General features: G+C 49.7%; 6 protein-coding genes and 2 rRNA genes. All 8 read left to right on the plus strand.

Going from position 1 to position 12872, the window contains the following annotated elements:
- Positions 1-91 precede the first annotated feature (91 nt).
- The 8 genes from ACETMN_RS01485 (at position 92) to ACETMN_RS01520 (ending at position 12832) form a co-directional block, all read left to right on the plus strand.
- Positions 92-1432: an ABC transporter substrate-binding protein gene (locus ACETMN_RS01485; RefSeq protein ID WP_411735684.1), complete on the plus strand. Its 1341-nt coding sequence runs from the start codon at positions 92-94 to the stop codon at positions 1430-1432.
- Positions 1433-1480: 48 nt separating this feature from the next.
- Complete coding sequence (locus tag ACETMN_RS01490) at positions 1481-2431, plus strand: carbohydrate ABC transporter permease (RefSeq protein WP_206105824.1); 951 nt, start codon at positions 1481-1483, stop codon at positions 2429-2431.
- Positions 2428-3276, plus strand: coding sequence for a carbohydrate ABC transporter permease (locus ACETMN_RS01495; RefSeq protein WP_036616400.1), 849 nt, complete (start codon positions 2428-2430; stop codon positions 3274-3276). The genes ACETMN_RS01490 and ACETMN_RS01495 overlap by 4 nt, the downstream gene beginning before the upstream one ends.
- Positions 3277-3304: 28 nt before the next feature.
- Positions 3305-5173, plus strand: coding sequence for a sensor histidine kinase (locus tag ACETMN_RS01500; RefSeq protein WP_105602198.1), 1869 nt, complete (start codon positions 3305-3307; stop codon positions 5171-5173).
- Entirely contained in the window at positions 5170-6783 is a 1614-nt protein-coding gene (locus ACETMN_RS01505; RefSeq protein WP_411735685.1) for a response regulator, read from the plus strand. Before ACETMN_RS01500 ends, ACETMN_RS01505 begins: the two co-directional genes overlap by 4 nt.
- A 51-nt stretch (positions 6784-6834) precedes the next feature.
- Positions 6835-7380 carry an N-acetyltransferase family protein gene (locus ACETMN_RS01510; protein ID WP_411735686.1) on the plus strand — a complete coding sequence of 182 codons (546 nt, stop codon included), beginning with the start codon at positions 6835-6837 and terminating at the stop codon, positions 7378-7380.
- 626 nt (positions 7381-8006) lie between these two features.
- A 16S ribosomal RNA gene (locus ACETMN_RS01515) occupies positions 8007-9559 on the plus strand.
- 345 nt (positions 9560-9904) lie between these two features.
- Positions 9905-12832, plus strand: a 23S ribosomal RNA gene (locus ACETMN_RS01520).
- Together the 16S and 23S rRNA genes form the textbook arrangement of a ribosomal RNA operon.
- The last annotated feature ends 40 nt before the right edge of the window (positions 12833-12872 follow it).

Here is a 12872-nt window from a genome sequence, read left to right on the forward strand (position 1 = left end):
TTACTTTTGTTTATGTCATGTGCAGCAATGGACCGATACAATATATTTTGTAAGCGATTCCATAAATGCAAGAAGGGGAGGAAATTCATTTATGATGATTACAAAAAAGTGGGTAACCCTGTTCTGCCTGTCCCTGTTATTGTTCGCTACAGCCTGTTCGGGAGGAGCCACGGATAAGCCAGCTTCTTCTGGCGAAGCAAGTGGAAGTGAAGGAGACTCTTCAGGCAAGATTGAACTGCGCATGACCTGGTGGGGATCACAGACCAGACATGATCTGACGACCAAAGTCATCCAACTATTTGAAGAGAAACATCCGGGAATCACCATTAAACCTGAATACTCTGGTTGGGATGGTTATTTTGACAAATTAACTACCCAGGTAGCCGGTTCAAATGCACCAGATATCATCCAGATGGATTACGCATTTCTGACTGACTTTGCCCGGCGTGGGGCCTTGCTTGATCTGACCCCATTTGCAGAGAGCAAAGAGCTGCGAACAGAGGATCATGATCAGAGCATGATTAAAGCCGGATCCATTGACGATAAATTATATGCGATTACCCTCGGAGTAAACGCACCAGGTGTCATTTATGACGCCACCGTATTTCAAGAATTAGGTATTGAGGAACCGCAAGAGAGCTGGACATGGAAGGATTTTGGGGATATGGCGACCAAAATTGCCGCAGCCAAAGGTGAGGGGTTCTATGGATCTGCAGACATTTCCGGTACAACCAACATGTTCGAAGTGTTTATCCGACAATCCGGGAAAGGATTGTTTGATGGTGGCACGATGACCGCTACCAGTGAGGAGCTTCAGCAATGGTTCGATATGTGGGGCGCATTGCGCGAGAATGGTGGAGTGACCACAGCGGAGATCACGGCATCCACAACCAATGCACTGGAGACACGCCCGATCTCACTGGGCACAGCTGCCATGGATTTTGCATGGTCCAATCAATTGCTGACATTCCAGCAGGTGAACAAAAACCAGGATCATAAGCTTGGCATACAAGTGCTTCCGCATGGTGCAGGTGAAAAGCAAATCGGTGAATATCTGAAACCAGGCCAGTTCCTCTCCGGTTATGGCAAAACCAAACATCCAAAGGAAGTTGCCATGTTCATTGATTTCATGGTCAATGATCCAGAAGCAACCGCTATTCTTGGTTCTGAACGTGGGGTGCCGGTCAATTCCAGCATTCGTGAAAAGATGCAGCCTACGCTGCCGGAAGCGGAGCAAACCATTTTCCAATTTATCGATACTGTATCGAAGCACTCCAGCGAGATTGATCCACCGTACCCGCAAGGATTTGCTGAAGTGGACACAAGTTTCAAGAGCGCAAGCGAGCAGATCGCCTTCGGTCAAGGTGATACGCCAGATGTCATTGCCCAGTTTATTGAAGGAGCCAAGGCTACGCTTGGATCGAGTCAATAAACCATTGAAACCGTTCCAGACTTCTAATTCTGCGGGGAGGTTGCGAAGATGACGACATCACAGGTCAGTCAAGCCCGAATCGAGCGTGTAGCTACCCGGCGGGTCAAACGGAGATATGCCCACAATGGAGCAGCGCTTCTGTTCCTCGCCCCATGGCTTGTCGGATTGTTATTTCTAACCCTTGGTCCCATGTTGGTATCCTTGTACATTTCGTTCACCGATTATAGTATCCTGGCCGCCCCTTCCTGGGTCGGTCTGGATAACTACACGACGATGTTTACATCGGATAAACTGTTCACTCAGTCGCTCAAAGTTACATTCACGTATGTCGCTGTATCCGTACCGGTCAAATTGATCTTTGCGCTGCTGGTAGCCATGTTGCTCAATAAAGGGATTCGAGGGCTGGGTATTTACCGGACGGTGTATTACATTCCGACATTACTTGGAGGTAGCGTTGCAATTGCAATGTTGTGGCGTAAAATGCTGGGCGGGGACGGGCTACTCAATAGTGTGCTTGCCATGGTGGGCATTAAGGCGCCCGATTGGGTTGCCAATCCGAAGTATGCCCTATATTCCATTGTGCTGTTATCCGTATGGCAGTTTGGATCATCCATGATTATTTTCCTGGCAGGCTTGAAACAGATTCCACCCGAATATGATGAAGCCTCAGCGGTAGATGGTGCAGGCCCTCTGCGGAGATTCTTCTATATAACGTTGCCAATTCTGTCACCCGTTATCTTCTTCAATCTCGTCATGCAGCTGATTACGTCCTTTCAATCGTTCACGCAGGCTTTCGTAATCAGTAATGGTAGCGGAGGGCCAGTGAACTCAACCTTAATGTATTCGCTCTATCTGTACAAAAAAGGATTCTCATTCTTTCAGATGGGCTATGCTTCTGCGATGGCCTGGGTGTTGGTCATCCTGATTGGCGTATTTACATTGCTCGTATTCCGCAGCAGCAAGCTGTGGGTGCACTATGAGGATGGTGGAAAATCATGATTGGACAACGGAACTCTACAGCATGGGTCGTCAGCAAACATGTGTTGATCTCAGGCATCGCCTTTGTCATGCTCTACCCGATCCTCTGGATGCTGGGCAGCTCGTTCAAACCGGGACATATGATCTTTACAGAGACCTGGTTTTGGCCGCAGGAATGGAATTGGCAAAATTACATGAATGGCTGGTCCGGTATTCAGGGGAATCCGTTCTCCCGCTTCCTGACCAACTCTGTCATCCTGTCGCTTGGCGCCGTGCTGGGCAATGTCATCTCCTGCTCTATGGCGGCATATGCCTTCGCCCGACTGAATTTTCGTTTCAAAGCCATCTGCTTCGGCCTGATGCTCATGACGATTATGCTGCCTCATCATGTGACGCTGATCCCGCAGTATATCCTTTTCAACCACCTGGAGTGGGTGAATACGTATCTTCCGCTTGTGGTGCCAAAATGGCTCGCGACCGACGCCTTCTTCATTTTTCTCATGGTACAGTTCTTCCGGGGATTGCCCAAAGAGTTGGATGAGGCGGCTACCATTGATGGTTGCGGTCCTGTGAAAATCTACACCAAAATCATCATTCCACTTGCGTTTCCAGCACTGGTTACCACGATGATCTTTACGTTCTTGTGGACATGGGACGACTTCTTCAGTCAGTTGATCTACTTGAGTGACGTTAGCAAATACACCGTGCCGCTAGGTCTGCGTCTGTTCCTTGATTCGAGTTCTCAATCCGATTGGGGCCCGATGTTTGCCATGTCGGTGTTGTCGTTGGTGCCATGTTTCATTGTATTTATCGTGTGTCAAAAGTACTTCGTGGAAGGAATCGCGACCTCTGGGCTCAAAGGGTAATTCCAAGACGAAACGAGTTGATTTTTCCATGGGGAAAGGAAGATGGTCTGCATTCATTAATCAAAAGCTGCAACAAAGCAAGCTCTCCACATTGATGGTGACTTGCTTTATTGCGTTTAACCTGTTGCTCGTCTCCGTTGTGGTCTGGCTGGCATATCAGTCTTTCTCTGCGGTCACATTTGCCGAGATTAGCAAAGCACGTCTGGCTCTTCTGAACGAGAGCACACGTCGGGGATTTGATTTCATTACAGGGGTAACAGGAACCGCATATGGTTTGGCAAGCAATCGGGAACTGTCCAATCTGCTCGAAAAGGCCGATACGGGCAGGCTTGCACAGATTCACCAGCGGAGAGAGGTTTCTCGAATCCTGGATCATACCATGGTCGTGAGTGAAGGCATCACCTCCATCGAACTGTATACGGATGTCTTTAATGAGGTGACAGTGACTATGGCTGATCGCATATTTCCGGTGGATACCATCGCACACGACTCTTGGTTTGCTACGTTGGAAAAGGCTGATGCGGCATGGGTGCCGCTGCGCGAGAACGAATCGGGCCAATCCCTGGTCGGATACGCCCAACGGATTTTCGACAGTCATGGCGGAACGGTGGCCTATGTGCTCATTCGACTGAGTAGAGCGGACATCGTACGCAGGTTTGCCGATGTGCCCATGGTGCTTGATGGAAAAGTCCTGTTGGTAGATACGGCTGGTAATGTCGTAATGCAGATGGGGAGAGTTGATCCAGCAGAGGAAAATGAACGAGCGGATAGAAGAAATGAAGCGAGTACCATTCAAGAAACGGGTGGAGCTGTAAATTCATCTTCTTCTATTATAGATAGTGCATGGATTCAGGAACATGTACAGCCTGGCGCAGATGGATACGAAGTCGTTTCCGGCCAATCCGGAGGTGCCCAATTGGTGCTCTACTCCAGACCAGCCATGCTTCAGTGGCGACTCGTACAGACTATTCCGGTGTACACACTTCTATCTCCGGTCAGGCATGCGGGCTGGCAGATTCTCGGCATCGCCATACTGGGACTATTATGCTCCGCTGTGCTTGCGTACCTGTTCGTAAGGCAGATCATCCGCCCACTGAGACAATTGATCAAGCGAATGAGACAACTGGAGAAAGGGGACTTCGATACCCGGGTCCAACTTTCGTTTACGGAGGAATATGCCCATTTGGCTTATGGCTTTAATCACATGGCTTCACAGCTCACGACGCTGATGGAACAGGTGAAGGATGAGAGCCGGGCTAAGCGTGAAGCCCAGACGGGCTTGCTTGAGGCCCAGATCAAACCCCATTTTCTATACAATACCCTCGACATGATCCACTGGCGCGCACTTGATTATGAAGCTAAGGATATCAGTCGTATGATTGTGCAGCTCAGTAAGCTGTTACGGATCGGACTGAGTGGAGGGAGATTGTTTATACGGGTTCGTGATGAGTTGGAACATGCCCGTTGCTACGTTAACATCCAGTCAGAGCGGTTACCGTTCTCCATTCAATATCAGGAGCAGATCGATCCGCATATTCGTGGTTGTTACATTCCCAAGATCATTTTGCAGCCCTTTATCGAAAATGCCGTTATGCACGGGCACCCTGAAGAAGGTACACTTCGAATTCAGGTGCATATGCACGAAGAGGTTGGCCCGCATGAGGATATCGTCATTCGTATCGCGGATAATGGGCGGGGTTTGCCGGAGGGGTGGAAACTCGAAGAGACGTGTGGCATCGGTGTACGGAATGTACATCAGCGCATTCAGCTTTATTGTGGGAAGAGGTATGGCGTTCAACTGAGCGATAGAGAGTCAGGTGGCGTGGAAGTGACCATTACGCTGCCGCGTATTGAGACCGACGAGCAATTAAATCTATGGCTGGACGGTGAAAAATGATGAAGACCATTATGCTTGTTGATGACGATCCTCATATTGTAAAGGCATTAACAGATCATATCGATTGGCCTTCTCTGGGCCTCAGCATTGCAGGCACTGCATCCAATGGCTTGGATGCGCTGGAGCTGTTTCAACGCATGCATCCAGATGTGGTTATGACTGACGTCTATCTACCGGGGATGACCGGGCTTGAGATCACACAGACGTTGCGACGTGATCATCCCCACTTGCCGATCATCATTCTTAGTGGATATGACGAATTCGAGAACGCCCGGGCAGCCATGCGCTGGGGGGTGAATCACTTTTTGCTGAAGCCGGCAGAGGTTGAGGAGATTGAGTCTGTGCTGCGGGAGGTGCTACTGGAACAAGATGTGCGAGAGCGGCATGAGCGGCTGGAGCAGACGTACAAGCAGGAGGTCGGACGGGTACTTCCGTATTTGCGCAAACAATTTCTTCACGAACTGCTGACTACGCGATATCGGGCAGACGAGCTACCCAAAGAACGCATGGACTATATAGGCATTCACATGTCCTCCCAGACACGTGCCATTAGTCTGCAGCTGAATCGCCCCGTATTTTTGACACGGATGAAAGAACGGGATTGGCAACTTCTTCGCTATGGGGCGGCCGATATTATCCAGGAGACGGTGAAGGAGCATGCGGCGCGCATGAATGGTCAGGTAGAGATTGTTGATTATTCGGATCAGGTATTTGTGTTGCTTCTATTAGCAGACAAAGAGGATAAGGATCAGCTGGAGGAGATCTTGCCACTCGTGGAAAGGATGATGGATCAGATCTTTACGTATTTGAAAATCGAAGTAAGTGCTGGAATAGGAAAATCCAAAAGTCACCCATGTGAGGTGATAGATTCTTATCTGGAGAGCAGGGAAGCGGTGGAAACAGCAGAGTTTCAAGGTGGAAATCGTATCTACCACTATGAAGCGTCAGAGGATACAGAACCAAGTGTGACCGATTATTCGTTAATGCTTCGTCAATGGAATGAGGCTTGGACGGATATCAGACCTGATCTGGCGGAAGAGGTATGGCACCATATTCGGCTTTTGCTGAAAGAGGGCAACTGTGTTGGGATACAGGGTGTACAGGTGGTGGTCGTCAGTTTGTTTGACACGTTGATTCATAGCTGGAACCGACTTCACCCTATGTTACCCCCGCCGCTCGCGATGAGTGATTTTCTGCGTGAAATTCAATCGAAATATGCTTTGCATGATCTGGTAAGCTGGATGGATCGTATTATCTGCAACTGGCTCGATCAGATACGCAAAGAGATGGGTGAGAAGAAGAGCAATAAACTGATAGAGCAGGTGAAACAGTATGTGGAGCTGCATTACACCGAAGAGATTAGTTTTGAAGCGATTGCCAAGGGGCTGTTCGTACATCCGAAGTATCTGAGTCAACTTTTCAAAAGGGTGACCGGTGAGAACTTCGTGAGTTATTTGAACGGGTACCGGATTCAGAGGGCGCTGGAACTGTTGCAGTCGGGACATTACATGGTATATGAGGTGAGCGAGATGACGGGGTTCCGTAATGCGACGTATTTCAGCCAAGTGTTCAAAATGCTTACGGGCAAGAGTCCGTCTGAGGTGGGGTAGAGCGATACAGGTATAGTAATTATAAAAAGCAGAAGAGGAGGTACGGTTCTTATGATGATCAATCAGCAGGAATATTACATTAAAGGCTTATCTTATTCCATTAGATCGGCAGAGGAAAAGGATGCTGAGGCCTTGTCTCCACTTCGTGTACAAATCGATGGGGAAACCGAGAACATGGATCGTGAAGAGGGTGAGGCGTATATCGACGCAGCCGGGTTCAGGCGGATCATCCATTTGGACACTGAGAAGTCACGGAATCTGTTCCTTGTTGCTGTAGTAGGGGGTGAGATTGTGGGATACTCCCGATGTGAAGGTACAGAGCTGAAGCGCTTTTGCCATAAAGTTGAGTTCGGCGTGTGTGTAGCCCGAGAATTCTGGGGACATGGGATTGGCAAGAACTTGCTGGAGAAGTCGATAGAATGGGCAGACCAGACTGGTGTAGAGAAGATGAAGTTGAACGTGCTAGCTTCCAACGATAAGGCAATCGAGTTATACCAAAAGAGTGGCTTCGAGATCGAAGGTATTTTGAAAAAGGATCGGCGACACATGGAAGGACAGTATCACGACACGATAGTGATGGGGAGGTTCAAAGACTAATAGTAAAAAGAGTAAAAACACAATCTATCTAGTCCACAGCCTATGGAGTTCAATTACAAGATTCGGTCCACATAATAGATAGCAGTGTTATTGAATAGAGGTATTTTGTTTCATATTTTATAGAACGAATGTAATGATGCTGGTTGATTAGTTCACAACCTATATTGAGAGAGATTCGACCAGTGAACGTATATAGGATATAGTAAGAGGATATTGCCATCAGAAAAAGAGCTTAAGAAAAGATGGAATCAAGTTAAACCATTCGTTTGCTGGTGGGATATTTTACAAGTAGTAATTGTATTGTGTATATGATATATTCTATTTCCGGCCAAAAAACACGAGAAACAAAGTGCAGTAGGCAAAACAAATAAGCTTCGAAAAGAAACTTAAAAAAGAGCTTGCTAAGTTGGTACGGAAGTGTTATGATATAAAAGTTGCTGAGGGGAACGACACTCGGTAGAAAAAACAAGTTTGATCTTTGAAAACTGAACAACGAGTGAGTAAACATTCTGCTTGCAGAATGAACGCGAAAGTTTGAGACAAGCCCTGGCTTGGATCGACTGGAGCACAAATGAGATTTTTAATCTCGTCAGATTCAAAATGAGCTTATCGCTCTTTTCAATACTTTATTGGAGAGTTTGATCCTGGCTCAGGACGAACGCTGGCGGCATGCCTAATACATGCAAGTCGAGCGGACTTGAAGAGAAGCTTGCTTCTCTGATGGTTAGCGGCGGACGGGTGAGTAACACGTAGGCAACCTGCCCTCAAGTTTGGGACAACTACCGGAAACGGTAGCTAATACCGAATAATTGTTTTCTTCGCCTGAAGGAAACTGGAAAGACGGAGCAATCTGTCACTTGGGGATGGGCCTGCGGCGCATTAGCTAGTTGGTGAGGTAACGGCTCACCAAGGCGACGATGCGTAGCCGACCTGAGAGGGTGATCGGCCACACTGGGACTGAGACACGGCCCAGACTCCTACGGGAGGCAGCAGTAGGGAATCTTCCGCAATGGGCGAAAGCCTGACGGAGCAATGCCGCGTGAGTGATGAAGGTTTTCGGATCGTAAAGCTCTGTTGCCAGGGAAGAACGCTTGGGAGAGTAACTGCTCTCAAGGTGACGGTACCTGAGAAGAAAGCCCCGGCTAACTACGTGCCAGCAGCCGCGGTAATACGTAGGGGGCAAGCGTTGTCCGGAATTATTGGGCGTAAAGCGCGCGCAGGCGGTCATTTAAGTCTGGTGTTTAATCCCGGGGCTCAACCCCGGATCGCACTGGAAACTGGGTGACTTGAGTGCAGAAGAGGAGAGTGGAATTCCACGTGTAGCGGTGAAATGCGTAGATATGTGGAGGAACACCAGTGGCGAAGGCGACTCTCTGGGCTGTAACTGACGCTGAGGCGCGAAAGCGTGGGGAGCAAACAGGATTAGATACCCTGGTAGTCCACGCCGTAAACGATGAGTGCTAGGTGTTAGGGGTTTCGATACCCTTGGTGCCGAAGTTAACACATTAAGCACTCCGCCTGGGGAGTACGGTCGCAAGACTGAAACTCAAAGGAATTGACGGGGACCCGCACAAGCAGTGGAGTATGTGGTTTAATTCGAAGCAACGCGAAGAACCTTACCAGGTCTTGACATCCCTCTGATCGGTACAGAGATGTATCTTTCCTTCGGGACAGAGGAGACAGGTGGTGCATGGTTGTCGTCAGCTCGTGTCGTGAGATGTTGGGTTAAGTCCCGCAACGAGCGCAACCCTTATATTTAGTTGCCAGCACTTCGGGTGGGCACTCTAGATAGACTGCCGGTGACAAACCGGAGGAAGGTGGGGATGACGTCAAATCATCATGCCCCTTATGACCTGGGCTACACACGTACTACAATGGCCGGTACAACGGGCTGCGAAATCGCGAGATGGAGCCAATCCCAACAAAGCCGGTCTCAGTTCGGATTGCAGGCTGCAACTCGCCTGCATGAAGTCGGAATTGCTAGTAATCGCGGATCAGCATGCCGCGGTGAATACGTTCCCGGGTCTTGTACACACCGCCCGTCACACCACGAGAGTTTATAACACCCGAAGTCGGTGGGGTAACCGCAAGGAGCCAGCCGCCGAAGGTGGGATAGATGATTGGGGTGAAGTCGTAACAAGGTAGCCGTATCGGAAGGTGCGGCTGGATCACCTCCTTTCTATGGAGAATCGTTTCCCGAGTGGAAACATTCAAATATAAGTCTTCAGGAAGCATGCTTCCGAAGCGAGCTTTACTTCGTAAAGCTTTTAACTCACTCGTTGCTCAGTTTTGAGAGCTCAAACTCTCAAAACAGCTTGCTTTTGCATGGAGCTTGTTCTTTGAAAACTAGATATCGAAACGAAACAAACGCGAATTAGAACATTCCTTTTTAGCTGAACTTGTGTTAAACAAGTTTCAATAAAAACGGTAGTCAAATTGCTTTTGTGATGGTATCGGGTGAGAGCGACTTTTGGCTTTGCGCAAGCAAAACAAGGGAAGCGAGCGACCGAAACCGGAACAAAATGGTTAAGCTACTAAGAGCACACGGAGGATGCCTAGGCGCTAGGAGCCGATGAAGGACGTGGCGAACAACGAAACTGCCTCGGGGAGCTGTAAGCAAGCTTTGATCCGGGGGTGTCCGAATGGGGAAACCCAGCTGGGGTAATTTCCAGTTACTCATAACTGAATACATAGGTTATGCAGAGGCATACCAGGGGAACTGAAACATCTAAGTACCCTGAGGAAGAGAAAACAATAGTGATTCCGTCAGTAGCGGCGAGCGAACGCGGAGAAGCCCAAACCAAGGAGCTTGCTCTTTGGGGTTGTGGGACGTCTCACATGGAGTTACAAAGGAACCGGTTAAGCGAAGAGGTCTGGAAAGGCCCGCCAAAGAAGGTAAAAGCCCTGTAGTTGAAAGTCTGTTCCCTCCGAGACGGATCCCGAGTAGTGCGGGGCACGTGAAACCCCGTATGAATCCGGCAGGACCATCTGCCAAGGCTAAATACTTCCTAGCGACCGATAGTGAAGCAGTACCGTGAGGGAAAGGTGAAAAGCACCCCGGAAGGGGAGTGAAATAGAACCTGAAACCGTGTGCTTACAAAAAGTCAGAGCCCGTTTTAGGGGTGATGGCGTGCCTTTTGTAGAATGAACCGGCGAGTTACGTTCCCGTGCAAGGTTAAGGTGAAGAGCCGGAGCCGCAGCGAAAGCGAGTCTGAATAGGGCGACATAGTACGTGGACGTAGACCCGAAACCGGGTGATCTACCCCTGTCCAGGGTGAAGGTGCGGTAACACGCACTGGAGGCCCGAACCCACGCATGTTGAAAAATGCGGGGATGAGGTGGGGGTAGCGGAGAAATTCCAATCGAACTCGGAGATAGCTGGTTCTCCCCGAAATAGCTTTAGGGCTAGCCTCGGAAAACAGAGTCGTGGAGGTAGAGCACTGATTGGGTGCGGGGCCCGCAAGGGTTACCAAGCTCAGTCAAACTCCGAATGCCATAGACTTACTTCCGGGAGTCAGACAGTGAGTGCTAAGATCCATTGTCAAAAGGGAAACAGCCCAGACCATCAGCTAAGGTCCCCAAGTGTGTGTTAAGTGGGAAAGGATGTGGAGTTGCACAGACAACCAGGATGTTGGCTTAGAAGCAGCCACCATTGAAAGAGTGCGTAATAGCTCACTGGTCGAGTGACTCTGCGCCGAAAATGTAACGGGGCTAAACACACCACCGAAGCTATGGCTTGATGCTTTGCATCAGGGGTAGGGGAGCGTTGTATAAGGGTTGAAGGTGTACCGTAAGGAGCGCTGGACATTATACAAGTGAGAATGCCGGTATGAGTAACGAAAAGATCAGTGAGAATCTGATCCGCCGAAAGCCTAAGGGTTCCTGAGGAAGGCTCGTCCGCTCAGGGTAAGTCGGGACCTAAGGCGAGGCCGAAAGGCGTAGTCGAAGGACAACAGGTCGAAATTCCTGTACCACCGTAAGCCGTTATGAGCAATGGGGGGACGCAGTAGGGTAGTGACGCGGACTGATGGATGTCCGTCTAAGCAGTAAGGCTGATGTGTAGGCAAATCCGCACATTGTAAGGCTGAGCTGTGATGGGGAGCGAAAATTATAGTAGCGAAGGTCATGATCTCACACTGCCAAGAAAAGCCTCTAGCCAGGTGAAGGTGCCCGTACCGCAAACCGACACAGGTAGGCGAGAAGAGTATTCTAAGGCGCGCGGAAGAACTCTCGTTAAGGAACTCGGCAAAATGACCCCGTAACTTCGGGAGAAGGGGTGCCCCGGTAGTGTGAATAGCACGAGGGGGCCGCAGTGAAAAGGCCCAAGCGACTGTTTAGCAAAAACACAGGTCTGTGCGAAGCCGTAAGGCGAAGTATACGGGCTGACGCCTGCCCGGTGCTGGAAGGTTAAGGGGAGTGGTTAGGGAGTAATCCCGAAGCTGTGAACCGAAGCCCCAGTAAACGGCGGCCGTAACTATAACGGTCCTAAGGTAGCGAAATTCCTTGTCAGGTAAATTCTGACCCGCACGAATGGCGTAACGACTTGGGCGCTGTCTCAACGAGAGATCCGGTGAAATTTTAATACCTGTGAAGATGCAGGTTACCCGCGACAAGACGGAAAGACCCCATGGAGCTTTACTGCAGCTTGATATTGAATTTGGGTACGATCTGTACAGGATAGGTGGGAGCCTTTGAAGCATGAGCGCCAGCTTGTGTGGAGGCAACGTTGGGATACCACCCTGATCGTATCTAGGTTCTAACCTGGTACCGTAATCCGGTGCGGGGACAGTGTCAGGTGGGCAGTTTGACTGGGGCGGTCGCCTCCTAAAGAGTAACGGAGGCGCCCAAAGGTTCCCTCAGAATGGTTGGAAATCATTCGAAGAGTGCAAAGGCATAAGGGAGCTTGACTGCGAGACCTACAAGTCGAGCAGGGACGAAAGTCGGGCTTAGTGATCCGGTGGTACCGCATGGAAGGGCCATCGCTCAACGGATAAAAGCTACCCTGGGGATAACAGGCTTATCTCCCCCAAGAGTCCACATCGACGGGGAGGTTTGGCACCTCGATGTCGGCTCATCGCATCCTGGGGCTGAAGTAGGTCCCAAGGGTTGGGCTGTTCGCCCATTAAAGCGGTACGCGAGCTGGGTTCAGAACGTCGTGAGACAGTTCGGTCCCTATCTGTCGTGGGCGTAGGAAATTTGAGAGGAGCTGTCCTTAGTACGAGAGGACCGGGATGGACGTACCGCTGGTGTACCAGTTGTTCCGCCAGGAGCACCGCTGGGTAGCTATGTACGGACGGGATAAACGCTGAAAGCATCTAAGCGTGAAGCCCCCCTCAAGATGAGATTTCCCAGTATGTAAGACCCCTTGAAGACGACGAGGTAGATAGGCTGGGGGTGGAAGTGCAGCAATGCATGGAGCTGACCAGTACTAATCGGTCGAGGGCTTATCCAATAGCAAGTGATAATTCGCATGTTTCGTTTCGAATCTAGTT

The organism is Paenibacillus sp. M2 (assembly GCF_046713495.1).
In the GTDB taxonomy this organism is placed as follows: Bacteria; Bacillota; Bacilli; order Paenibacillales; family Paenibacillaceae; genus Paenibacillus; species Paenibacillus amylolyticus_B.